We start from the raw sequence: 23,801 nt of genomic DNA on the forward strand, positions 1-23,801 counted from the left end.
CGCTTTCTCTACCACCAGGAGGACACCGAATGGCGAAACCTTCCCCCGGCCCCACCGCCAGCCCCGGCACCGATCGTCCCTCGCTCACGCTCCGCCGGCACTTCCGCGTCAGCCCCGCCAAAGTCTGGCGCGCGTGGACCGACCCGCAAGCGCTGAAGCACTGGTTCGGCCCCGAGGAAATCGTCGACGTGCCGCTGGCCGAGGTCGACCTGCGCGTGGGCGGGCGCTTTCGCGTGACCATGTTGGCGGCCGACGGCGAGACGCACGACGTGAGCGGCACGTATCTTGAGGTCGTGCCCGAGCGCCGGCTGGTCTTCAGCTGGGCCTGGCGCAGCACGCCCGAGCGCGAGTCGCGTGTCACCGTGCAGCTCGAGCCCGACGCGGGCGGCTGCGAGCTCGTGCTCATGCACCAGCAGTTCTTCGACGAAGCGGCGCGCGACGGCCACAACCACGGCTGGACCGGCTCGCTCGTCAAGCTCGAGCGTTGGCTGGCCGGCGGCGACACCGGGTGACTGAACAACCGACGGCCACTGCCGACGTACCCGACACGCTGGACGCGATCTACCGCAGCGAGTCGCGCCGCATCTTCGCCACGCTGGTGCGGCTGCTGGGCGATTTCGATTGGGCCGAAGAAGCCCTGCACGACGCCTTTCGCGCCGCGCTCGAGCAATGGCCGCGCGAAGGTGTGCCGGCCAACCCGCGCGCCTGGCTGGTGTCGGCGGGGCGCTTCAAATCGATCGACGGCATCCGCCGGCAGGCGCGCTTCACCGCGTGGGACGAGGCCACCGCCCACACCGACACGCTGGCCGACCCCGCGCCCGCCTGGCACGAGGCCGACCCCGATGCCGACGCGCTCGAGGACGACCGCCTGCGCCTGGTCTTCACCTGCTGCCACCCCGCGCTCGCGCCCGACGCCCAGGTAGCGCTCACGCTGCGCGAGGTCTGCGGGCTGGCGACCGAGGAGATCGCGCGCGCCTTCCTCGTGCCCGCGCCCACCATCGCGCAGCGCATCGTGCGGGCCAAGGCGCGCATCCGCGATGCGGGCATTCCGTACCAGGTGCCGGGCCTGGCCGAGCTGCCCGAACGGCTCGATGCCGTGCTGCGCGTGGTGTACCTCGTGTTCAACGAAGGCTATGCGGCTTCGTCGGGCCAGAGCGTGACGCGCGCCGACCTCTCGGCCGAGGCGATCCGGCTCGGGCGCTTGGTGGCCGAGCTGCTGCCCGACCCCGAGGCGCTGGGCCTGCTCGCGCTGATGCTGCTGCACGACGCGCGCCGTGCCGCGCGCACGTCGGCGCAGGGCGAGCTCGTGCTGCTCGACGCGCAGGACCGCAGCCTGTGGCACCGCGGGCAGATCGGGGAGGGCGCGGCGCTGGTCGAGCGCGCGCTGCTGTCGCGCCGCTTCGGTCCGTACACCTTGCAGGCCGCCATTGCCGCAGTGCATGCCGAAGCGCCCGAGGCCGCCGACACGGACTGGCCGCAGATCGTCGGCCTGTACGACGTGCTGCTGCGGCTCGATCCCTCGCCCGTGGCTGAACTCAACCGCGCGGCGGCCGTGGCGATGCGCGACGGGCCGGCGGCCGGGTTGGTGCTGATCGACGCGCTGCTCGCGCGCGGCGAGCTGGCCCGCTACCACCTGGCGCATGGCGCGCGCGCCGAACTGTGCCGGCGCCTGGGCCGCACCGATGACGCGCGTGAGGCTTATCTGCAGGCACTGTCGCTGGTCCGCCAGCAGCCCGAGCGGCAGTTCCTGGAGCGGCAGCTGGCCTCGCTGCCGGACACGAAAAATTTTTGACAGCCCTTGTCGATTCCGGCCGTCGCCGTTCGACCAGTGATGTCCCCACTCACATCTGCAAGGAGATTCCGCATGAAATACCTCTGCCTCGTTCACTGCGACGAAGCAGTGCTTCGCGCGCTGCCGCTCGACGAGCGCCGCGCGCTCGACGCCGACTCGATGGCCTACGACCGCCTGCTCGAAGCCGCCGGCCATTTCATCGCCGCCGAGGCGCTGAGCCCGGTGCGCGCCGCCAAGGTCGTGCAGGTGCGCCAGGGCCAGCGCTCGCACGTCGACGGCCCCTACGCCGAAGCGCGCGAGCAGCTGTGCGGCTTCATCCTGGTCGAGGCGCGCGACCTGAACGCCGCGATCCAGCTGGCGGGCCGCATTCCGATGGCGCGCTACGGCGCCATCGAGGTGCGTCCCATCGACGTCATGGAAATGATCGAAAACCCGAAGGGGAATGCCGCATGAGATAGCTTTGCCTGATCTACGGAACCGACGCGCAGACGAGCCACTTCTCGGCGCAGGACATGGACCACTACATCAACGAACACATCGACTACGACGCCCACCTGCAGGCGCTCGGCAAGCTCGTCGTGGCCGAGGCGCTGCAGCCGGCCGGCACGGCGGTCACGGTGCGCATGCGCAACGACAAGCTCTCCGTCACCGACGGGCCCTTCGCCGAAACCAGCGAGCAGCTGGGCGGCTTCTACCTGGTCGAGGCCGACAGCGAAGAAGAAGCGCTGCAGCTCGCGGCCGGCATTCCCTCGGCGCGCTTGAGCAGCATCGAGGTGCGCAAGGCCTGGTCGGCAAGCGACAGCGGAGCCGGCCCATGAGCGGCGCACTCGACCGGGCGGCACCCGCCCGCGCCACGGCGCGCGAATGGACCGGGCTGGTGGTCATCGCGCTGCCGTGCATGCTCTATTCGATGGACCTCACGGTGCTGAACCTGGCGATCCCGTCGATCAGCGAAGACCTCAAGCCCACCGCCTCGCAGCTGCTGTGGATCGTCGACATCTATGGCTTCTTCGTGGCCGGCCTGCTGGTCACCATGGGCACGCTGGGCGACCGCATCGGGCGGCGCCGGCTGCTGCTGATCGGCGCGGTGGCGTTCGGCGTGGCCTCGGTGCTCGCGGCCTTCTCGACCAGCGCCAACATGCTGATCGCCACGCGCGCGCTGCTGGGCATGGCGGGGGCGACGCTGGCGCCGTCCACGCTCTCGCTGATCCGCAACATGTTCCTCGACCCGGCGCAGCGCACCGTGGCCATCGGCGTGTGGATCTCGAGCTACTCGGCCGGCGCGGTCATCGGCCCGGTGCTGGGCGGCGTGCTGCTGCAGTTCTTTCCGTGGGGCTCGGTGTTCCTCATCGGCGTGCCGGTGATGGTGCTGCTGCTGGCGCTCGGGCCCTGGCTCTTGCCCGAGTACCGCGACCCCGACGCGGGCGCGCTCGACCTGGCCAGCGTGGCGCTCTCGCTGGGCGCGGTGCTGGCGGCCATCTACGGTATCAAGCAGGTGGCCGAGCACGGGCCCGACGCGGTGTCGCTGCTGGCCATCGCGGCCGGTGCGCTGCTGGGCTGGCTGTTCGCGCGCCGGCAGGGGCGGCTGGCCAATCCGATGATCGACCTGCGCCTGTTCAGGCTGCCGGCCTTCAGTGTCTCGCTCGGCGCCTACATGCTGGCCTGCTTCGTGATGTTCGGCCTCTTCCTGTACAACGCGCAGTACCTGCAGCTGGTGCTCGGCCTGCCGCCGCTGGAAGCGGGCCTGTGGAGCATGCCGGGCGCCGGCGCCTTCATCGTCGGCTCGATGATCGTGCCCGCGCTCACGCGGCGCCTGTGCCCGGCCTACGTGATGGGCGGCGGGCTGGGCGTGGCGGCGCTGGGCTTCGGCATGCTGGTGCTGCTGCCCGCGCAGGGCGGGCTGGCCTGGATGGTGACGAGCGCGGTCATCTCTTCTCTCGGCCTGGCGCCGGTGTTCACCCTGGCCACCGACCTGGTCGTGGGCAGCGCGCCGCCCGAGCGCGCGGGCGTGGCCTCGGCCATCTCGGAGACCAGCTCCGAGTTCGGTGGGGCGCTGGGCATCGCCATCCTCGGCAGCGTCGGCGCGGCAATCTACCGCGCGGCCATGGCCGATGCGGTGCCGGCCGGCCTGGCCGATGCAGCCGCGGTCGAAGCCGCCCGCAGCACGCTGGGCGGAGCGGTCGCGCTGGCCGGGGAACTGCCCGGTACCACCGGCGCCGCGCTGCTCGACACCGGGCGCGAGGCGCTGCTGCGCGCCCTGCGGCTGGTGGCCGGCCTGTGCGCCGCGGTGCTGCTGTTCGTCGGCGTGCTGGTGGCGGTGCGGTTGCGCGGCGTGGGCGCGTCGCATGCGCAAGAGGGCGCCGTACCCCCGGGCGGCGCCGCATTGCCGGAGCGTTGACGAGCCTCCATACTGGGGCTTCCACGACGCACCCCACGACCGAACGGAGGCCCCATGAGCAACGAACTGCGCAAGAAGCTGCATGACCTGGCGGAACTGTCCGACAGCACCTCCGACCCGCAGACCAAGGCCATCGTCGAGGCGATCCGGCTGCAGACGGCCGTGCTGAACGAGCGGCTGTTCAGCATCGAGCTGCAGCTCGGCGCGCTCGCCAAGCGCATGGAAAACACCACCGACTGAGTCGGCTGCTGCTTTGTGGGGATAATCCCCGCCATGAGCGGCAACACCTTCGGAACTCTCTTCGCGGTCACCAATTTCGGCGAGTCGCACGGCCCGGCCATCGGCTGCGTGATCGACGGCTGCCCCCCGGGCATGGCCCTGAGCGAGGCCGACATCCAGGGCGACCTCGACCGCCGGCGCCCCGGCACCAGCCGCCACGTCACCCAGCGCAACGAGCCCGACGCGGTGCAGATCCTGTCCGGCGTGTACGAAGGCAAGACCACCGGTACGCCCATTGCACTGCTGATCCAGAACACCGACCAGCGCAGCAAGGACTACGGGCAGATCGCCCAGCAGTTCCGCCCCGGCCACGCCGACTTCACCTACTGGAAGAAATACGGCATCCGTGATCCGCGCGGCGGCGGGCGCTCCTCGGCACGCCTCACCGCGCCCATGGTCGCGGCCGGCGCGGTCGCCAAGAAGTGGCTGGCCGAAAAATACGGGATGGTGTTCCGCGGCTGCATGACGCAGATCGGCGAGATCGCCATTCCCTTCGAGAGCTGGGACCACGTCCCGAACAACCCCTTCTTCGCCCCCATCGCCGACGTGAGCGCGCTGGAGGACTACATGGACCGCCTGCGCAAGGCTGGTGACTCGTGCGGCGCGCGCATCCGCGTCACCGCCACCAACGTGCCCGTGGGCCTGGGCGAGCCGCTGTTCGACAAGCTCGACGCCGAGATCGCCTACGCCATGATGGGCATCAACGCCGTGAAGGCCGTGGAAATCGGCGCCGGCTTCGACAGCGTCACGCAGCGCGGCACCACGCACGGCGACTCGATCACGCCGACCGGCTTCCTCAGCAACAACGCCGGTGGCATCCTGGGCGGCATCAGCTCGGGGCAAGACCTCGAGGTGAGCATCGCGATCAAGCCCACCAGCTCGATCATCAGCCCGCGCCAGTCGATCGATGTGAACAACAACCCCGTCGAAGTCATCACCAAGGGCCGCCACGACCCCTGCGTGGGCATCCGCGCCACGCCCATCGCCGAAGCCATGCTCGCGCTGGTGGTGATGGAACACGTGCTGCGCAACCGCGCGCAGTGCGGCGACGTGAACCCGCCCGTCGAGAAGAGCGAAGCTGCGTCGCCGCAGTCGTCTTTCCTGTAGTGTCCGCCGCGCCACCTGTGGCCGCCGGGCGCGGCCACCTGTTGGCATTCGCTGGCCTGTCGGCCAGCTACTTCGCGCACATCGGTTTCTTCAACCCCTACCTGCCGCTGTGGCTCAAGGACCTGGGCCTGCCGATCTTCACGATCAGCTTGCTGGCCTCGGTGCAGTCGATCACGCGCGTCTTCGCACCCTATGCCTGGGGCGCGCTCAGCGACCACACCGGCCAGCGCGTGAAGCTGCTGCGCTTCAGCGCCGCGGTGGCGCTGGCCAGCTCCTTCGGCCTGTGGTGGCATGGCGGCGCCTGGTGGCTCGCGCTGGTGCTGCTCGTGATGTTCACGCACACCAGCTCGATGATGTCGCTCACCGAAGCGGCCATGGCGCAGATCGTCGCGGGCGACTGGGGGCGCTACGGGCGCATCCGCCTGTGCGGCTCGGCCGGTTTTTTGGTCACCGTGTTCGTCGCGGGCGAGTGGTTCGAGCGCTTCGGCATGAAGCACTTCCCGTACTGGGCCGCCGGCACGCTGGCCGTGGTGCTGCTCGCGACCATGAAGCTGCCCGACCTGCGCGAGCCGCCGGCCGCGCACGACGCCGTGAAGGAACCCATCGGCCCCGTGCTGCGCATCCCCGCCGTGCGCTGGTTCTTCGCCTCGCTGTTCTTCCAGGTGATGTCGCACTTCTCGGTGTACGCGTTCTTCTCGCTGTACCTCGACTCGATCGGCTACGGCAAGAGCACCATCGGCCTCTTGTGGGCGCTGTCGGTGGTGGCCGAGATCGTCTGGTTCTTCCTGCAGGGCCGGCTCATCGGCCTGTTGCCGATGCCGCGCTGGATGCTGGTGTGCGGCATCGCCGGCGTGGCGCGCCTCGGCCTCACGGCCGGGCTGGGCGGCTTCGTCGCGGCGCTGGTCATCGCGCAATGGCTGCACGCGCTGAGCTTCGCGGCGCACCACACGGCCTGCATCGCCGTGGTGTCGCGCCGCTTTCCCGGCCACCTGCGCGGGCGCGGGCAGGCGCTGTTCACGGTGATCGGCTACGGCTTCGGCGGCGTGCTGGGCGTGTTGCTCGGCGGCGCGGTGGCGCAGGAGCTGGGCTACCGCACGATGTTCGCGCTGGCGGCGTTGCTGGCGGTGGCGGGGACGCTGTGTGCGTGGCGGATGGTGGTGCTCGAACCGTCGGGGCGCGCGGCCAAGGCCTGAGCACGGTTCAGGGGAGGGCGCTTCCGAGGTGAAGTGTCATGGGCCGTACATGACCGAGTCATGGCCGCGACCTACGCTGGGTGCTTCCCAACGTTTTCTCTTGTCATGTCCGATTCCGTCGATCCGCGCGGCGCACGCGCGCTTGCGCTTTCCCCGTCTTCTTCTTCCCCCTCCGCTCCCGACACCGAACGCGTCCCGCAACGCCGGCAGATGCTCAAGCTCGGCGCCTCCCTGCTCACCGTCGGCGGCAGCAGCGCCCTCATCGCCGCCTGCGGCGGTGGTGGCGGCGGCAGCGCCGGCTTCGGCCCGCTGCCGGCCCCCGCACCGGCGCCCAACCCGCCCGCGCCGGAACCTGTCGTGAGCAAGCGCTCGAGCTTCGCGCTGGCCGTGATGCCCGACACCCAGTTCTACGCGCGCTACGCCACCGCCGCCGAGAGCGACCAGTACGACAAGCGCTTCGGCAGCGCGCCCTTCGCGGCGCAGACGAAGTGGATCGCCGCCAACGCCAAGGCACTGCACATTCCCTTCACCATCCACCTCGGCGACGTGGTCGACCAGGTCGGCAAGCCCGACCAGTGGAAGGTGGCCGATGCCGCCATGAAGGTGCTCGAAGACGCGAAGCTTCCCTACAGCGTGCTGGCCGGCAACCACGACGTGCTGAACGACGTCGACTACGGCGTCGACCCCGTCAACGGCACCGACGCCGCACGCAACCTGGCCGCCGAGCCCTACCTGAAGTGGTTCGGCACCGAGCGCGCGAAGAAGCAGGCCACCTTCGGCGCGCGCGACACCAGCGGCTTTCACGAGTACCACGTGTTCGAGGCGCAGGGCCAGAAGTTCATGGTGCTGTCGCTGTCATGGCGCGTGTCCGACGCGGGCATCGCGTGGGCGCGGCAGGTGATCGCGAAGAACCCGACGCTGCCCGTGATCCTGGTCAACCACCAGCTGCTCAACATCGCGCCCGACGGCACCAGCCCGCTGGAAACCGACTACGGCAAGATGCTGTGGGAGAAGCTGATCCGCGACAACGACCAGATCTTCATGACGCTCAACGGCCACCACCACGGCGCCGCGCACCTCACGAAGACCAACGACTTCGGCCACAAGGTCGAGGAGATGGTGGTCGACTACCAGATGGCCTACCAGGGCGGCAACGGCCTGATGCGCCTGTACGAGTTCGACCTGACGAACAAGCAGATCAAGGTGCTGTCGTTCTCGCCCTGGGTGCCGCAAAAGCCCGCCGCCACGCTGAACGCCTTCGACCAGGCCGTGCTCACCACGCCCAACGAGGCCTTCGCCATCGAGATGGATTTCGCGCAGCGCTTCGCCGGCTTCAACAAGGGCTTTGCCGCGGGCGAGGCCACGGTCGAGCAGTCGCTGGTCGAGCAGGCGAAGGCGCTGATCCTGGCCAACTACAAGGACCCCGAAGCCACCGTGCAGCGGCCCGCCGCCGATGCGGAGGATTACCCCAAGGTCGCGAACACGCTGGCGCACTGGCGCTTCGTCGGCGGCACGGTGAACCAGCCGGTGCTGCCGGGCACCGTGATCGCCGACGTGACGGGGACCAACCCGCTGCGCCGCGATGCCCTGAACCAGAGCGTCATCCGCAATGCCGCCGACGGCGACATCATCTGGACGGACGACCGCCACCGCCTCTCGGCCGCACCGGGCTCGGTGCGCTTCCGAAACACCAACAAGAACGCACCGCCGCGGATGAGCTACTTCCTCACCGATCCGGCAGCGCCGATCAATGCGCACACGCTGGACAAGGGCTACACGGTCGAAGCCTTCGTGAAGATCGACAAGGCCTGGACCAGCAAGGACCACGCGTGGATGAACATCATGACGCGCGACGGTCGCAGCGGGGACCTGCCCGGTTTCCAGGGCGACGGCGACGCGCCGCCGATGTTGTTCGCCATCTCGAGCCTGCGCGAAGTGCAATGGGAGGTCGTGCCGAGCCCGGCAGGAACCCCCTATGCAAAGACCAACTGGTCGGGCGAGGTCATTGCCGACCGCTGGGTGCACATCGCGATCGTCAACGACCCGGTGTCGTACGACACCACGATGTACGTCGAAGGCGCGCCGGTGTTGCGCAACACCGCGGCGGCACAGGGCCTGGCCTCGCTCTCGGCCTCCGCGCAATGGGTGGTGGGCGGCGGCTCGTGGAACAACGAGCGCTCCGACGGCTTCTTCGGCAACATCGGCGAAGTGCGTGTGGTGGCGGCGGCCCTGGCGCCGTCGCAGTGGTTGACGGCGCGCAGGGCGGGCTGAGCGCCCTGCGAGGTCGGTAGGTAGCCCGGGAGAAGGGCTACTTCTTCTTCCCGGCCTTCGCCGGCTTGCCCTTGGCGGGGGCGGCACCCTTGCCGCTCCCGCCGGTCTCCTTCTCGAACACCGCAAAGTACTCCGACGCCATCTTGCGCAGCGAGCGCCCGATGTTCGCGTAGTCGTACTCGTTGAGGTTGGCCAGCGACACGCGCCCCGACGGGTGCTTGCCGCCGAAGCCGCGACCGGGCAGCAGCACGATGCTGGTTTCGGCGGCGATGCGGAACAGCGCTTCGTTGGGCTGCAGCTTCGTGAGAATCCACTTGCCGAAGCGCTCGCCGTGCATCTGCGTGGCGATGTCCTGCAGGTCGAGTAGGTGGTAGTAGCTCACCGAGTTCGGGTCGGGCTGCAGCGGCAGGCCCAGCTCGCGGTACAGCGCCTCCTTGCGGCGCGAGACGATGTGCTTCATCGACTTCTTGTAGGTCTCGCCCTCGTCCATGAGGCAGAACAGCGAGAACATCACCATCTGCGCCTGCACGGGCGTGGAGAGGCCGGCTGTGTGGTTCAGCGCGACGGTGCGGCTGTCGGCCACGAGGCGGTCGATGAACTTCAGCTTGCGCGGCTCGGTGGTGATGGAGCTGTAGCGCGCGTCGAGCTCCTTGCGCTTGGCCTCGGGCAGGGCGGCGATCTTGCGGTCGAGGATGTTGTCCTCGTGCGTGGCGACCACGCCCATGCGCCAGCCGGTGGCGCCGAAGTACTTCGAGAACGAATACACCAGGATGGTGTTTTGCGGGCAGATCGCGAACAGCGACAGGAAGTTGTCGGCGAAGGTGCCGTACACGTCGTCCGTGAGGATGATGAGGTCGGGCCGCTGCTTCACGATGTCGGCGATGTAGCCCAGCACCTCGTCGCTGATCTTCACCGACGGCGGGTTGCTCGGGTTGCACAGGAAGAAGGCCTTGACCTTCGGGTCGAGCAGCTTCTGCAGCTCCTTCTTCGTGAACTGCCAGTTGTTCTCGGGCGGCGCATCGATCAGCGCCTCGATGAGCTGGTAGTCGTTCAGGTGCGGGATCTCGATGTAGGGCGTGAAGATCGGCATGCCCAGCGCGATGGTGTCGCCGGGCGACAGCAGGTGGTTCTCGCGCAGGCTGTTGAACAGGTAGGTCATGGCGGCGGTGCCGCCTTCCACCGCGTACATGTCGAACTTGCCCACGAAGGGGTGGGTGCCGATCATCTCCTTGTGGATGTACTGGCCCACGACGATCTCGGTCAGGCGCAGCATGCGGTCGGGCACCGGGTAGTTGCAGCCCAGGATGGCTTCGCACATCTCGTAGATGAAGTCGCCGGCCGACAGGCCCAGCTGGTCGCGCACGTAGGACACGGCGGCCTCGATGAAGCGCACGCCGGGCTCGCCTTCGTGCGACTTGGCGAAGAGCTCGAAGCGCGCCTCGATGCCCTCGCGCTGCGGAAAGCCGCCCACGTCCGCCATGTAGATGTACGAGCGCTCGGCCTCGGTCATGGCGAACAGGCCGAACTGGAAGAAGCCGTGGCGCGGGGTGGTGGCCAGGAAGTTCGGGTTGCCGCGACCGGCGTTGAGCATGAGGCGGTCACTCTGTCGTGCGACCTGGATCAGCGCATCCTTCAGTTCGAACGGGCTCAGGCCGCCCAGCTTTTTCACGTCGCCGAAATCCATGGAGTACTCCTTGGTTGAAAAATGAAACGAGAGAAGAGGGAAGGCGTGGTGCTCAGACCAGCGCCACGATCAGCGGCCCCAGCAGCGTGAGGAACACGTTGGCCAGCGCATAGGTGATGGCGAAGGGCACGGTGGGAATGGCGTTCTCGGCCTTGCCCAGCACTTCGCCGAAGGCGGGGTTGGCGCTGCGCGAGCCGCTCAGCGCACCGGCGAACACGGCCGTGTTGTCGTAGCGCAGCACGTAGCGCCCGAACAGCATCGTGAGGATCATCGGCACGAGCGTCACGACCACGCCGACGCCGAAGATGGTCAGGCCCAGCTCCTTGATGGTCTGCACGGCCTGCAGGCCCGAGGTCAGGCCGACCACGACCACGAAGCCCGCCAGGCCCAGGTCTTTCAGCAACTGCACCGCGCTGGGCGGCAGCGCGCCGAAGGTCTGCTTCTTCGCGCGGTACCAGCCGAACAGCAGGCCCGACAGCAGCGCGCCGCCGCCGGCGCCGAGCGTCAGCGGAATGGCGCCGATCTTCACGCTCAGCAAGCCGACCAGCAGGCCCACCACCAGGCCCGCGCCCAGGTACACGAAGTCGGTCTTGGCGCTGGGCACGATCACGTCGCCGACGAGGGAGGCGACGCGCTTCACGTCCTGCTCGGCGCCGAAGATCGACACCAGGTCGCCCACCTGCACCACGGTGTCGGGCTTCATCGGCAGCACCTGGCCCATGCGGCTGAGCTGCACCACGAAGATGCCGTGGCGCACGCCGCCGGCGGTGGCCTGGCGGATCTGGTCGACGGTCTTGCCGCCGAAGTCCTTGTTGGTGAGCACGATCTCGCGCTTGTTCAGCGTCAGCTCCATGCCGTCGACCGCGTCGACCTCCTTGCCCAGCAGCGGCGCGCTCGCCACCACGGCATCGCGTCGGCCCACGGTGAGCACGTAGTCGCCCTGGCGCAGCACGAGCGTGGGGCTGACCTCGACGAACTTGCCGTCGCGCTTCACGCGCTCGATGGTGATGGTGGTGGCCGGGTTGGCGTTCTCGATGTCGGCCACCGTGCGCTGCGGATCGCTCGTGAGCTGGTAGATGCGCCCGACCAGCGAGGGCGCGGCTTCTTCCTGGTCGGGGCCGAGCACCTTCACGCCGGCCTGCATCGCGGTCTCGGCCGCGATCGCGTCGTCGCGGATGCTGCGGCCCATGAGCTTGGGCAGGATGTTGACGCACACGATGATCGCGCCGAACGAGCCGAACACGTAGGTCACGGCATAGCCGATGGCCACGTTGCCCTGCAGCCGCGCGGTTTCGGCCGCGGCGAGGCCGAGCTTGCCGATGGCGTCGCCCGCGGTGCCGATGATGGCGCTCTGCGTGAGGCCGCCGGCCGCCACGCCCGCCGCCAGGCCCTTGTCGAGCCCGAACAGCTTGGCCATGACCACCACCGTGGCCAGGCCCGTGGCCGCCATCACGGCGGCCAGGATGATCTCCTTGATCGACTGCTTGCCCAGCGAGCTGAAGAACTGCGGCCCGCTCTCGAAGCCCACGGCGTAGATGAACAGCGCGAACAGCACGGCCTTCACGCCGCCGTCGATCTGCACGCCGACCTGGCTGACGATCACCGCCACCAGCAGCGAGCCGGCGACGCCGCCGAGCTGGAACTTGCCGAACTTGATCTTGCCGATCCAGTAGCCGACGGCCAGCGAGAGGAAGAGCGCCATTTCGGGCGACTTCTTGAAGAGTTCATGCAGCCATTCCATAGGGGAAGTCCTTTCAGGGCATCAATGAGAAGAAGAGAAGGGCGTGGGGCGTCTCGGGTCGTTGTCTTATTTCGCGTGCTGCACCAGGCCGGCCAGGGCCACGATCAGCGGGCCCATCAGCGGAAGCACGACGTTCGAGATGGCGTAGGTGATCGTGTAGCCCAGCAGCGGCGTGGCGTTGCCCGCGGCGTTCTGCACGGCGCTGAGCGCGGGCGTGCTGCACTGCTGGCCGGCGATGGCGCCCAGCAGCACCGGCGCCTCGAGCTTGAGCAGGCGGTGGCCGACGAACAGCGAGATGCTGGCCGGCACCACCGCGACGGCGATGCCCACCAGCGGCAGCGCAACGCCGAACTTCTGGACCAGCGCCAGCGCCTGCGGCCCCGAGGCCAGGCCCACGCAGGCGATGAAGGTGGCCAGGCCCAGGTCCTTCATGAGCGCCAGCGCGTCGGCCGGCACGCTCAGGCGGTGCGGGTGCTTCGACTGGTACCAGCCGAAGGCCAGCCCCGTGAGCAGCGCACCGCCGCCGGTGCCGAGCGAAAACGGAATGCCGCCGAGCTTCGCGCTGAAGCTGCCGATGAACACGCCCAGCAAGATGCCCGCGGCGGCGAAGCTGATGTTGCTGCGCGTGGAGGCGATCACGCGGTCGCCGACCTGCGCGATGGCGCTCGCCACCTCGGGCGCGGGGCCGTAGAGCTTGAGCACGTCGCCGCGCTGCAGCGTGAGGTCGTTCACGAGCGGCATCGCGTGGCCGTCGCGCGCCACGCCGATCACCTGCACGGCGGACGGCAACTCGTTTTCCAGCATGCGCAGCCCGCGGCCGAACCATTCGCGACGGTTGGCGACGACCTCGGTGGTCTCGACCACGGTGTCGAAGGCGGTGGTGTCGGCGAACTCGCGGCCCAGCAGCTCGCCCACGTTGACGAGCGCGCTGCGCCGGCCGATGGCCAGCACCTGGTCGCCCACGCGCAGGTGCAGCCCGGGCTCGACCGCGAGGCTCTGGCCGTCGCGCACCACGCGCTCGATGCTGGCCTGCCGCCCGAGGATCGACGTCAGCTCGCCGACCGAACGGCCGCGTCCCACGGTGACGCGGAACACGCGCCCGACCATCTCGGGCGTGGCACTGGCGGCGTCCGGGTCGTCGGCGCCGCCGCCCATGGTCTTCCAGAGCTTGTCGGCTTCGGCGCGCAGGTTCACGCGCAGCAGCAGCGGAAACACCTGGCTCGTGACCACCACGATGGCGATCAGCCCGAAGACGTAGGTGATGGAGTAGGCCGTGACCACGTTGGCCTGCAGCTGCGCGATCTCGGCGGCGGGGAGCGACAGCTTCGAGATCGCGTCGGTCGCCGTGCCCACCACGGCCGATTCGGTGGCCGCGCCCGCCATCAACCCGGCAGCCGTGCCGCGGTCGAGCGACAGCAGCACCGTGGCGCCGAGCACCAGCGCGAGCACCACCACCACCTCGACCAGGCACAGCAGGCCCAGCCGCAGGCCCTTGGCGTCGAGGTTGGCAAAGAACTGCGGGCCGCCCGCGTAGCCGAGCGCAAAGATGAAGAGCATGAAGAACACGTTCTTCACGCTGTCGTCGAGCCGGATGCCCAATTGGCCGACCACCAGCGCGGCAATCAGCGTGCCGCAGATGCCGCCCAGCTGGATCGGGCCGAAACGGATCTGGCCCACCGCGTAGCCGATGCACAGCACCAGAAACAATGCGATTTCCGGACTGTTTCTGAGTATTTCCACGAACTGACTGACCATCTGCCGCAATTCCTCCGGGTTTATTTATTCAACTTATTCAAGCCGGCCGGCGGTTCGGAACGAAAAAACCAGAGCACTGCATCCATTGGCATCAACGCCGTCCGGGCACCGGGGCGGCGCGCGAACTTTGTTTTTCACTCACGAATTGATGATTTTTCCTATTAGGTCTGACGATAAATCAACACCCATGACAATTGTCAAATTTTGAAAAGAATAGCTGTCGCGGCAATTGAAATGAGGTCGTTTGAATTACAAACTGCCCGTCGCGATGGAGTGGATCGACCGGAGACCGACGGCAACGCTCTCGGGTTTTCGATAACTAAAGTGACTTGATTTAGTCGGTCGACTGCTCGATAGTCCCCCTCGCGTCCGGATGCCTTCCCGCTTGTTTGCGGGGGTGATCCGGTTCCACAGCAAGCACGGCAGGCGCTGTGCGCCCGCCCCCTGAAGGAGACAACCCTCATGTTCACCCGCCCGCGCTTCGTTCCCGCCCTGGCCGTCCTGACCCTTGCCGCATCGGCCACGTCCACGGCCCTGGCCGCCGACCCGCCGGTCATCGGCCTGGTCACCAAGACCGAGACCAACCCCTTCTTCGTGAAGATGAAAGAGGGCGCGCAGGAGGAGGCCAAGAAGCTCGGCGCCAAGCTGCTGTCGGGGGCAGGAAAGGCCGACGGCGACAACGCGGGCCAGATCACGGCGATGGAAAACATGATCGCCGCCGGCGCCAAGACCATCCTCATCACGCCCAGCGACGCCAAGGCCATCGTGCCGGCGATCAAGAAGGCGCGCGACAAGGGCGTGCAGGTGATCGCACTCGACAGCCCGGCCGATCCGCCGGACGCCACCGACGCGCTCTTCGCCACCAACAACTACACGGCCGGCGTGCTCATCGGCGAATACGCCAAGGCCGCGATGGCCGGCAAGACGCCCAAGATCGTCGCGCTCGACCTGCTGCCGGGCCACCCCGTGGGCGCGCAGCGCCACAACGGCTTCATGAAGGGCTTCGGCCTGCCGGCCAACGACGCCAAGTCGAACGAGCTGTCGAAGTCGCCCGAGATCGTCTGCATGGCCGACAGCTTCGGCGATCAGGCCAAGGCGCAGACCGTGATGGAGAACTGCCTGCAGAAGGCGCCCGACGTGAACCTGGTCTACACCATCAACGAGCCCGCCGCGGCCGGTGCCTACAACGCGCTCAAGCGCGCGGGCAAGGAGAAGGGCGTGATGATCGTCTCGGTCGACGGCGGCTGCCAGGGCATCAAGGACACGGCCGCCGGCATCATCGCCGCGACCTCGCAGCAGTACCCGCTGAAGATGGCCGCCATGGGCGTGGCCGCGGGCGTCGAATTCGCCAAGACCGGCAAGAAGGCCTCGGGCTACGTCGACACCGGCGTGACGCTCATCGCCGGCAAGAGCGTGGCCGGCGTCGACAGCAAGGACACCAAGACCGGCACCGAGCTGTGCTGGGGCAAGAAGTAAACGGCCCCCGGCAACAAGGAAAACACATCGATGGCGACATCTCCGACGCACCGCATTCCGTGGGGCGCCCTCGGGCCGTGGCTGGCCCTGCTCGGCGCATGCATCTTCTTCGCGACGCAGTCCGACCGCTTTCTCACGGGCGGCAACCTGTCGCTGATCCTGCAGCAGGTGATGGTGGTGGGCGTGATCGCCATCGGCCAGACGCTGATCATCCTCACGGCCGGCATCGACCTGTCGTGCGGCATGGTGATGGCGCTGGGCGGGATCATCATGACGAAGTTCGCCACCGAGCTCGGCATGCCGGTGCCGCTGGCCATCCTGTGCGGCATCGGCGTGACGACGCTGTTCGGCCTGCTCAATGGCCTGCTGGTCACGCGCATCAAGCTGCCGCCGTTCATCGTGACGCTGGGCACGCTGAACATCGCGTTCGCGATCACGCAGCTGTATTCGTCGTCGCAGACCATCACCGACCTGCCCGCCGGCCTCACGGGCCTGGGCACCACCTTCACCATCGGCAGCGCCGAGGTGGCGTGGGGCTCGGTGCTGATGGTGGCGCTGTATGTGCTCGCCTGGTTCGTGCTGCGCGAGACGGCCGCGGGGCGCCACATCTACGCGGTCGGCAACAACGCCGAAGCCACGCGGCTGGTCGGCATTCCGACACAGCGCGTGCTGCTGGGCGTGTACGTGGCGGCGGGCGTGCTCTACGGGATCGCCTCGCTGCTGTCGGTGGCGCGCACCGGCGTGGGCGACCCGAACGCGGGCCAGACCGAGAACCTGGACGCCATCACGGCCGTGGTGCTCGGCGGCACCAGCCTCTTCGGCGGGCGCGGCATCGTGCTGGGTTCGCTCATCGGCGTGCTCATCGTGGGCGTGTTTCGCAACGGGCTCACGCTGATGGGCGTGTCGTCGATCTACCAGGTGCTGGTGACGGGCGTGCTCGTGATCCTGGCGGTGGCGGCCGATCAACTCTCGCGCAAGGGAGCCCGCTGATGAACACCGTGGCCCACCCCAAGATCGTGATGCAGGCCAAGGGCCTGGTGAAGCGCTACGGCCAGGTCACCGCGCTCGACGGCGTCGACTTCGAGCTGCGCGAAGGCGAGATACTCGCGGTGATCGGCGACAACGGCGCGGGCAAGTCGTCGCTCATCAAGGCGCTGTCGGGCGCCATCGTGCCCGACGAAGGCCAGATCCTGCTCGACGGCGCACCGGTGCATTTCCGCAACCCGCTGGACGCGCGCCGCGCCGGCATCGAGACGGTCTACCAGGACCTCGCCGTCGCACCCGCGATGACCATCTACGAGAACCTCTTTCTCGGCCGCGAACTGCGCCGCCCCGGCTTCCTGGGCAATGTGCTGCGCATGCTCGACAAGAAGAAGATGCTGCTCGAAAGCACGGCGCGCATGCAGGACCTGAAGGTTGGCATCCAGTCGATGACGCAGGCCGTCGAAACGCTCTCGGGCGGCCAGCGCCAGTGCGTGGCCGTGGCGCGCAGCGCGGCCTTCGCGCGGCACGTGGTCATCATGGACGAGCCCACCGCCGCGCTCGGCGTGAAGGAGGGCAACATGGTGCTCGAGCTGATTCGCCGCGTGCGCGAGCGCGGCCTGCCCGTGGTGCTCATCAGCCACAACATGCCGCACGTGTTCGAGGTGGCCGACCGCATCCACGTGGCGCGCCTGGGCAGGCGCGCGGCCGTGCTCAATCCGAAGAAGATCAGCATGAGCGACACCGTGGCCGTGATGACCGGCGCCATGACCGCCGACCAGTTGCCCGCGGAGGCGCATGCGTGATACCGGCACCGACATCGCCATCGTTGAACGCCCCTCGGCGCTGCTGCGTCCGCGCGGCTCCAACCAGGTGGGCATGCGCCAGTTCAACGAGCGCGTGGTGCTGCAGGCGCTGCGCGTGCACACCAGCCTGCCCAAGGCCGACCTCGCGCGGCTCACGGGCCTGAGCGCGCAGACCATCGGCCTGATCACCGCGCGGCTCGAGGACGACGGCCTCATCGTCAAGCAAAGCCGCGTGCGCGGACGCATCGGCCAGCCCTCGGTGCCGCTGGCGCTGAACCCCGACGGCGCCTTTGCCATCGGCGTGAAGCTCGGGCGGCGCGGGGCCGAGTGGCTGCTGATCGACTTCGCGGCGCGCGTGCGCGAGCACCACGCGATCCGCTACGAATTTCCCGACGCCGGTGCGTTGCTGCCCGTGATCGCCGAGCACATCCACCGCCTGCGCGACGGGCTCGGGCCGCTGGCCGCGCGCAACGTGGGCGCGGGGCTGGCGGCGCCGTTCCAGCTCGGCGGCTGGCACCGCACGCTGGGGCTGTCGAAGGCGCAGTCGGACGAATGGAACCAGATGGACCTGCTGGCCGAGGTGCGCGCGCGCACCGACGTGCCCGTGGGCTTCGCGCGCGACACCGTGGCGGCCTGCGTGGCCGAGCTGGTGACGGGGCGCGGGCACGACCTCAAGAGCTTTCTCTACATCTTCGTCGACACCTTCGTGGGCGGCGGGCTGGTCATCAACTCGCACCTGCACACCGGCGCGCACGGCAATGCGGGCGCGCTCGCGTCGATCCCGATGCGCACCGAGAAGCCCTCCGAAGGCCTGTCGACGCAGGTGGTGGCCGAGGCGTCGCTGTGGGAGCTCGAGCAGCGCCTGCGCGCCGAAGGCCTCGACGCCACGGCGGCCTACGACGACCGCGCGCTCGAGGCGCCGTTCGCTACTGCCACGCAGGCCTGGCTCGGCAGCGCGTCGCGGGCGCTGGCGCATGCCATCGTCAGCAGCACGGCGGTGCTCGACCTGGCCGACGTGGTGATGGACGGCTCGATGTCGCGCGCGCTGCTCGACGCGCTGCTGGTGCAGACCCGCGCGGCGCTCGCGCAATGCAACTGGGAAGGCCTGTGGGCGCCGCAGCTGCATGGGGGCAGGGCGGGGGCGCAGGCCTGCGCGCTCGGCGGCGCGATGCTGCCGCTGCATGCCAACTTTGCGCCGGACCACGATGTGTTTCTGAAGGCGGGGTGAGCCGCCCAAAAGCTCAGGGACTCGCCGAGGCGTGCAGGTCGCGCGTCAATCGCAGCGTGGTCGCGCGAGCGCCTGCGGGGCACGGCCCGTCGGAGTAGGCCGCATCGCCCTCGGGCATGACGCACTTGTGCACCTCGACGACGGCAGGCACGGTCTTGGCTGTGGGGGCGATCACCGGGGCCTCGACGTTCGTGTTCGTCAGCGCGGCCGGTTTCATGGATGCGCGGGTCGCCGCATCCGGCAACGCGCCGTGGGCGGCCGACTTGTCGGGGTCGGCGGGCACGACCGCAGTGGTCAAGGCCGCAGCACGCGCCGCGCTCTCGTGCACCAGGTCTTTCAAGGTCACGTAGAACAGCGACATCGCCACCAGCGCCACGCCCAGGCAAGGGGCCCAGTACCGCCGGGGGTCGCCGGCCCGTGAGTTCAACGCCGCGGCCATGCCAGGCCTCCGTTCTGCAGCACGCCGGCCAGCTTCGCGATGCCGCCGGTGCCGCTCGCTGCCCGGCCGATCAGCGCGCCGCCGGCGGCGCCCGCGACGATCCGCATCAGGAACGACCGGCTGCGGCCTGCGGCCAGCAACAGCAGCACGCCGGCGCCGAGCACGACGAGGTGTTCGCCGGGGTAGTCGGCGCGCGCGGCATCCACCTGCTTGATCTTGTCGATGGTCTGTTCCAGGTCCATGGCTGAAGCTCCTTGTCGTGTTCAGCCGTTCTTACCGGTGCGCGCCGGGCTCCGCTGTAGGCCGGCGCCATGCGCGGTGACGGAATCCGCCGCGAAAACGCCGTGGAGAAAGCCGCATCGCACGGGAGCCAGGCGCTCTCGATAATGCAACCCGCTTGTAGAGAACCCCCACACACGCAGAGAAGTTGAGAACCGCGAAATGAGTGCTGCAGATTTTCTTTTCGCCCCCGAGGTGCAAAAGCTCTTGATGGTCGCCTACGCGGCGCCCCAACAACCCTTGTCTTCCAGCGAGCTGGCCCAGCGCTCGAAGCTCGATCCCACCGATGTGGAACGCACCTTGGCGCACCTCGTCAGCAGCGGCATCCTGAAGAAGCAAAAGCCGAAGGCCGAGGAGGCCGAGACCTTCTCGATCGATCGCGCGTTCATCTTCCACGACGAACTGCGCAACATCGCGCTCAAGTCGTTCGCCGCGGCCGAGCCGGTTCGCGCGATGCTGCGCGGCAAGTTCAAGGCCTCGGTCGTGCGCGCCTTCGTGCTCGCGGAGGACGAAGACGGCACCCTGGAGCTGCTCGTCGTGCACGGCCAGTCGATGCCCGACGAAGCCACCCTGGCGGCCGCCTGCCGGAAGCTCTCGAAGACCATCCACCGACACCTGAAGGTGCACGTCATCTCGAACGCGAAGTTCAACGGCCTCACGCCGCGCGATGCACTCAAGCCGAAACCCGCGGCGCTCGAGATCATCAAGCCCGGGGATACGAAGGCGCCGCTGCCCGTCGAGAAGGTCGGCTTCTTGCAGAGTGCGAAGAAGAAGCTGGCGACGCTGTCGCGCGCATCGACGTGAGGCTTGCTCCGAAGGGTGATGCCACCTGACGCCCGATGCCCTCAGCTGTCGATGCGTATGTTGTTCGACTTCGCGATCTTTCCCCACTTGGCGTATTCGTCGCGTGAGACTTTGGCGAATTCGTCGATCGTGCTGCCCACCGGTTGCAGGCCCAGGTCGATCAGCCGGCGCTGTACGTCGGGTTGTCTGAGCACCTTCACGATTTCGGTATTGAAGCGCGCGACGATGTCCTTGGGCGTTGCGGCCGGCACGTAGAAGCCCTGCCAGCCGTCGCCGTCGTAGCCGGGCAGCAATTCGGCCACGGCGGGCACATCGGGCAGTGCGGCACTGCGCTTCTTGCTGGTGATGGCCAACGCACGCAGCTTGCCGCTCTTGACCAGCGGTATCGCGGTGGTGGCCGGCTCGAAGGCCAGCGGCATCTGTCCGGCCATCACATCGGCCAACGGGCTTCCCTTATAGGGCACGTGGACCATCTGGATGCCGGCCATGTTGTTCATCATCTCCATCACCACGTGCGGGCCCGAGCCGATGCCCAGCGACCCGTAGTCGACCGATCCCGGCTTGGCCTTCGCACGTGCGATCAGGTCTTTCAGGGTGGCGTCGGGCTGGTTCGGGCCGGTGACCAGCACATAGGGCACCAGTGCCACCTGGGTCACGGGTGCGAAGTCGCGGAAGGTGTCGTAGGGCAGCTTGGTGTACACGTTGGGATTGATGCCCATGATCGAGTTGACCGTCATGAACAGTGTGTAGCCGTCGCCGGGGCTCTTGGCCGCGATCTCCGCGCCGATGATGCCGGCCGCGCCTGCGCGGTTGTCGATGACCACCGGTTGCCCGAGCGCACGCCCGAGGGGCTCGCTCACGATGCGCGTCACCACGTCGGGAGATACGCCGGCCGCAAAGGGCACGATGACCTTGATGGGCCGCTCGGGCCACCGGCCCTGCGCGAGCAGCGGCGGGGCGGCCATCGCGGCGGCGGCCGCGCCCAGGTGCGCGAGCACGGTGCGGCGGGAAAAGCGTGGGTCCTGCATGGGGTGTCTCCGTTCTTTTTTCTGAAAGGCTCAGGCGAGCCAGTCGCGCAGGGCGGCGATGAGCGGCTGCGGCGCAACGATGTGGGGGTAATGGCCGCCGGTCGCAAGGCTGAGGTGCCGAGCGTCCGGGTAGAGCGCCCGTACACGCGCACGCACCGCGGGCGTGATGGTCGGATCGTCCTCGCAGTCGCACACCACGGTGTGTTCGATGGCTGGCACGGCAGCTGGCGCCTGCGCATGGGCCACCTGGCGCAATCGCTGGTGGAAGGCGCCCGCCGGCAGGCCGTGGTGCAGCATGTGCAGCTGCACGTTGCGCAGCAGATCGTCGGGCCTGGCCGCCAGGACGGCATGCCAGCGGGCGATGACCTCGTCATCGGTGGCGGCGTCCAGCCAGGCCGCATCGAACAGCGGCGAAGCCTTCACGTCGGCCCCGTCGACGAAGGTGTTGCCCAGCCACAGCGCCGAAACGTGCTGTGGGAATGCGGCGGCGACATGCTGCGCCCACCAGGCGCCGTAGGACGAACCCCAGAGCGCGACCGCGCCGGTGTCCAGATGCCCGAGCAGCGCAACCAGCCCGTGCGCGAGCTGCGCCGGGCTGCGGCCGCCGGGGTAGGTGACGCTGACCACGCGGCGCTCGGCGTCGAAGGCTTGCGCCACGTGCCAGGCCGTGTCGCCATTGCCCAGCGCGCCCGGCAACAGGACCAGCGGGGCCCTGGCAGTGCGGCGGGCGTTGTCGCGGTAGCCCCAGTGCGTGCCGTCGTCCTCGGTGAAGCGGCCCAGCGGCGCGCTGGCGACATAACGGCTCAAGGCGGGCGGCGAAGGGTGAGCCAGGCTCATGCGAGGTAGCCTTCTTCGCGCAGCGTCGATTTGGCCTTCTCGGTGAAGTCGGCCTCCGGTGCATTGCCACCGATGACGAACATCAGAAAGTGCGTCTTGTCCGGCTCGCTGTGGGTGATGTTCTCGAAGCGCCGGTTCACGCCGGGCGGAAAAGAGCAGATGTCCCAGGGGCCGACGTCGAAGTACTCGTCCTTGCCGTCCAGTTCCCACGAGCAGCGCCAGGTGCCGGTCAGGGGCATGAAGGTCTCGTTGGTGTCGTGGTTGTGCATCATCGGGCCATTGCCCGGCTTGGCCTCGCAGAAGCCGAGGTTGAAGCCTTCGCTGATGCGAATCGCGGCGTTCTCGGCGGCCTGTGCGCCCACGGGCGACACCACCTGCGCACCGCCCTTGCCGGCCGGCGGCTGGAAGCCCACCGCGTTGTAGAGCTTGCGCACGGCGCTCGGGTATCGGCTGTCGGGCAGGCCCCCGTCGAAGCCCTTGAGGTCTTTGAAGTAGGCAACGCGTTTGCGCATCTCTTCGCGCGTGACGCGGATCTGGGGAATGGCCATCGTGAACATCTCTGTGGAAGTGAAGGAGAGGCCTTCGAGTATTCGCGTCCAGGTCCGCCGACGCCATCGCAAGGTCCGATGCGCGCCATCGGCTTCGTGATGACGCATGCGGGTTTTCCCGTCGCCGGGCGAGGCGCGATCCACGCGCCGCCTCGGCAAGATATGTCCATGAAACTTCAGGATCTCGACCTGCACCTGCTGCGCGCCTTCGACGCGCTGCTGCGTGAAAGGCATGTGACCCGCGCCGCGGAACGGCTGGGCATGAGCCAGTCGTCGATGAGCGTGTCGCTTGCCAAGCTGCGCGATCTGTTCGGCGATGAATTGCTGATGCGCTCGGGCAGTGGCTGGATGCCCACAGAGCTGGCATTGGTGCTCTGGCCGCGTGTGCAGGACGCCATCGGCGCGCTCGAGCGCGTGCTCGAGGCGCCGAGCTTCGATGCGGCCACCGCGACGACGACCTTTCGCCTGATCGTCATCGACTACATCGACCTGCTGATGATGCCCGCCGTGATGCGCCGCATCCGGCAGGAGGCGCCGGGCGTGAAGCTGCATGTGCTGCAGACCAATCCCCATCACTTCGGCGAGATGATGGCGGCTGGCGAACTCGATCTGGCGTTGACGTATTTCCCCGGCGCGCCGGACTACCTGAAGGGTCGCAAGCTCTTTTCGGATCGCTTCCTCGGCCTGTGCGCCAGCAGCCACCCGGTGCTTTCCCAAACGCTGGACGTGGCCGGTTTCTGCGCGCTGCCGCATGTGACCATCGAACTCGATGCTGCGCAGATCTACAACGTGCAGATCGACGCAGCGCTCGAACCCCATGGCCTGCGCCGGCGGGTTCAGATGATCAAGCCCAGCTTTCTGGCGCTGCCCTTCGTGCTGGAGACCTCGGACATGGTGGCCAGCGTGCCCGCACGCCTGGCGCGCCGCATGACGCGCATGGCGACGGTCTCGTTGTTCGACATTCCGCTCGAGCTGCCGTTGTTCGACGTGCGCATGCTCTGGCACCCGCGCACCGACCATTCGCCTGCGCATGAATGGCTGCGCGGCCTGATGCTGGCGTGCGCACGCGAGGCCTGAGCGCCGACGGCCGGCGCGATCAAGTCACACGCGGACGCCGGTGCGCCCGGCAACGCGGGCGCGCTGGCTTGTGCGCTC

The 23,801-nt window shown here is 68.4% G+C and carries 23 protein-coding genes; 15 read left to right on the forward strand and 8 right to left on the reverse strand.

Going from position 1 to position 23,801, the window contains the following annotated elements; all coding sequences use genetic code 11:
* The first annotated feature begins 29 nt into the window (after window positions 1–29).
* The 9 genes from AC3WQM_RS09190 to AC3WQM_RS09230 all read left to right on the forward strand — a co-directional run bounded on the left by AC3WQM_RS09190 (window position 30) and on the right by AC3WQM_RS09230 (window position 9,040).
* Window positions 30–512 carry an SRPBCC family protein gene (locus AC3WQM_RS09190; RefSeq protein ID WP_492678140.1) on the forward strand — a complete coding sequence of 161 codons (483 nt, stop codon included), beginning with the start codon at window positions 30–32 and terminating at the stop codon, window positions 510–512.
* On the forward strand, window positions 509–1,792 hold the full coding sequence (locus tag AC3WQM_RS09195; RefSeq protein WP_492678142.1) for an RNA polymerase sigma factor: 1,284 nt from the start codon (window positions 509–511) through the stop codon (window positions 1,790–1,792). Before AC3WQM_RS09190 ends, AC3WQM_RS09195 begins: the two co-directional genes overlap by 4 nt.
* 72 nt (window positions 1,793–1,864) lie before the next feature.
* Window positions 1,865–2,245 (forward strand): YciI family protein, encoded by a 381-nt coding sequence (locus AC3WQM_RS09200; RefSeq protein WP_492678144.1) that lies wholly within the window; start codon window positions 1,865–1,867, stop codon window positions 2,243–2,245.
* A gap of 14 nt (window positions 2,246–2,259) precedes the next feature.
* Entirely contained in the window at window positions 2,260–2,610 is a 351-nt protein-coding gene (locus AC3WQM_RS09205) for a YciI family protein (RefSeq protein WP_492678869.1), read from the forward strand.
* Window positions 2,607–4,190 carry an MFS transporter gene (locus AC3WQM_RS09210; protein WP_492678146.1) on the forward strand — a complete coding sequence of 528 codons (1,584 nt, stop codon included), beginning with the start codon at window positions 2,607–2,609 and terminating at the stop codon, window positions 4,188–4,190. Before AC3WQM_RS09205 ends, AC3WQM_RS09210 begins: the two co-directional genes overlap by 4 nt.
* A 54-nt stretch (window positions 4,191–4,244) precedes the next feature.
* Window positions 4,245–4,430 (forward strand): hypothetical protein, encoded by a 186-nt coding sequence (locus AC3WQM_RS09215; RefSeq protein WP_062475744.1) that lies wholly within the window; start codon window positions 4,245–4,247, stop codon window positions 4,428–4,430.
* 33 nt (window positions 4,431–4,463) lie between these two features.
* Window positions 4,464–5,576, forward strand: a complete 1,113-nt coding sequence (gene aroC / locus AC3WQM_RS09220; protein ID WP_095947386.1) for a chorismate synthase — start codon at window positions 4,464–4,466, stop codon at window positions 5,574–5,576.
* The gene (locus tag AC3WQM_RS09225; RefSeq protein ID WP_492678148.1) at window positions 5,576–6,769 is read left to right on the forward strand and encodes an MFS transporter; all 1,194 of its coding nucleotides are present in this window, start codon (window positions 5,576–5,578) and stop codon (window positions 6,767–6,769) included. Before aroC ends, AC3WQM_RS09225 begins: the two co-directional genes overlap by 1 nt.
* A 105-nt stretch (window positions 6,770–6,874) precedes the next feature.
* Window positions 6,875–9,040 carry a LamG-like jellyroll fold domain-containing protein gene (locus AC3WQM_RS09230; RefSeq protein WP_492678150.1) on the forward strand — a complete coding sequence of 722 codons (2,166 nt, stop codon included), beginning with the start codon at window positions 6,875–6,877 and terminating at the stop codon, window positions 9,038–9,040.
* A gap of 37 nt (window positions 9,041–9,077) precedes the next feature.
* On the opposite strand, the gene AC3WQM_RS09235 is transcribed toward AC3WQM_RS09230, so the two are convergent.
* The 3 genes from AC3WQM_RS09235 to aspT (AC3WQM_RS09245) form a co-directional block, all read right to left on the reverse strand.
* Window positions 9,078–10,724, reverse strand: coding sequence for a bifunctional aspartate transaminase/aspartate 4-decarboxylase (locus tag AC3WQM_RS09235; RefSeq protein ID WP_492678152.1), 1,647 nt, complete (start codon window positions 10,722–10,724; stop codon window positions 9,078–9,080).
* Between the two features lie 52 nt (window positions 10,725–10,776).
* Window positions 10,777–12,465, reverse strand: a complete 1,689-nt coding sequence (gene aspT / locus AC3WQM_RS09240) for an aspartate-alanine antiporter (RefSeq protein WP_062475727.1) — start codon at window positions 12,463–12,465, stop codon at window positions 10,777–10,779.
* 66 nt (window positions 12,466–12,531) lie between these two features.
* Entirely contained in the window at window positions 12,532–14,220 is a 1,689-nt protein-coding gene (gene aspT / locus AC3WQM_RS09245; protein WP_492678154.1) for an aspartate-alanine antiporter, read from the reverse strand.
* 462 nt (window positions 14,221–14,682) lie between these two features.
* On the opposite strand from aspT (AC3WQM_RS09245), the gene AC3WQM_RS09250 reads away from it, so the two are divergent.
* The 4 genes from AC3WQM_RS09250 to AC3WQM_RS09265 are packed head-to-tail and all read left to right on the forward strand — an operon-like array spanning window position 14,683 to window position 18,711.
* Window positions 14,683–15,696, forward strand: coding sequence for a sugar ABC transporter substrate-binding protein (locus tag AC3WQM_RS09250; RefSeq protein ID WP_492678156.1), 1,014 nt, complete (start codon window positions 14,683–14,685; stop codon window positions 15,694–15,696).
* A gap of 30 nt (window positions 15,697–15,726) precedes the next feature.
* Complete coding sequence (locus AC3WQM_RS09255) at window positions 15,727–16,686, forward strand: ABC transporter permease (protein ID WP_492678158.1); 960 nt, start codon at window positions 15,727–15,729, stop codon at window positions 16,684–16,686.
* On the forward strand, window positions 16,686–17,483 hold the full coding sequence (locus tag AC3WQM_RS09260) for an ATP-binding cassette domain-containing protein (RefSeq protein ID WP_492678160.1): 798 nt from the start codon (window positions 16,686–16,688) through the stop codon (window positions 17,481–17,483). The genes AC3WQM_RS09255 and AC3WQM_RS09260 overlap by 1 nt, the downstream gene beginning before the upstream one ends.
* Window positions 17,476–18,711 (forward strand): ROK family transcriptional regulator, encoded by a 1,236-nt coding sequence (locus AC3WQM_RS09265; protein ID WP_492678162.1) that lies wholly within the window; start codon window positions 17,476–17,478, stop codon window positions 18,709–18,711. The genes AC3WQM_RS09260 and AC3WQM_RS09265 overlap by 8 nt, the downstream gene beginning before the upstream one ends.
* 13 nt (window positions 18,712–18,724) lie before the next feature.
* On the opposite strand, the gene AC3WQM_RS09270 is transcribed toward AC3WQM_RS09265, so the two are convergent.
* Both AC3WQM_RS09270 and AC3WQM_RS09275 read right to left on the reverse strand, forming a co-directional pair.
* On the reverse strand, window positions 18,725–19,138 hold the full coding sequence (locus AC3WQM_RS09270; protein WP_492678164.1) for a hypothetical protein: 414 nt from the start codon (window positions 19,136–19,138) through the stop codon (window positions 18,725–18,727).
* Complete coding sequence (locus tag AC3WQM_RS09275) at window positions 19,135–19,392, reverse strand: hypothetical protein (RefSeq protein ID WP_099796404.1); 258 nt, start codon at window positions 19,390–19,392, stop codon at window positions 19,135–19,137. Before AC3WQM_RS09275 ends, AC3WQM_RS09270 begins: the two co-directional genes overlap by 4 nt.
* A gap of 199 nt (window positions 19,393–19,591) precedes the next feature.
* Here AC3WQM_RS09275 and AC3WQM_RS09280 point away from each other — a divergent pair, with 199 nt between their 5' ends.
* The gene (locus AC3WQM_RS09280; protein ID WP_492678166.1) at window positions 19,592–20,233 is read left to right on the forward strand and encodes a hypothetical protein; all 642 of its coding nucleotides are present in this window, start codon (window positions 19,592–19,594) and stop codon (window positions 20,231–20,233) included.
* Window positions 20,234–20,274: 41 nt separating this feature from the next.
* On the opposite strand, the gene AC3WQM_RS09285 is transcribed toward AC3WQM_RS09280, so the two are convergent.
* Genes AC3WQM_RS09285 through AC3WQM_RS09295 form a run of 3 tightly spaced genes read right to left on the reverse strand, consistent with a single transcriptional unit; the run spans window position 20,275 to window position 22,646 of the window.
* Window positions 20,275–21,261, reverse strand: a complete 987-nt coding sequence (locus AC3WQM_RS09285; RefSeq protein ID WP_492678168.1) for a tripartite tricarboxylate transporter substrate binding protein — start codon at window positions 21,259–21,261, stop codon at window positions 20,275–20,277.
* A 30-nt stretch (window positions 21,262–21,291) separates the two neighbouring features.
* Window positions 21,292–22,098, reverse strand: a complete 807-nt coding sequence (locus tag AC3WQM_RS09290) for an alpha/beta fold hydrolase (RefSeq protein ID WP_492678170.1) — start codon at window positions 22,096–22,098, stop codon at window positions 21,292–21,294.
* Window positions 22,095–22,646 carry a cupin domain-containing protein gene (locus AC3WQM_RS09295; protein ID WP_095747553.1) on the reverse strand — a complete coding sequence of 184 codons (552 nt, stop codon included), beginning with the start codon at window positions 22,644–22,646 and terminating at the stop codon, window positions 22,095–22,097. Before AC3WQM_RS09295 ends, AC3WQM_RS09290 begins: the two co-directional genes overlap by 4 nt.
* A 78-nt stretch (window positions 22,647–22,724) precedes the next feature.
* Here AC3WQM_RS09295 and AC3WQM_RS09300 point away from each other — a divergent pair, with 78 nt between their 5' ends.
* On the forward strand, window positions 22,725–23,723 hold the full coding sequence (locus AC3WQM_RS09300; protein ID WP_492678172.1) for a LysR family transcriptional regulator: 999 nt from the start codon (window positions 22,725–22,727) through the stop codon (window positions 23,721–23,723).
* The last annotated feature ends 78 nt before the right edge of the window (window positions 23,724–23,801 follow it).

The organism is Variovorax sp. FW301-JW7, from assembly GCF_058788795.1.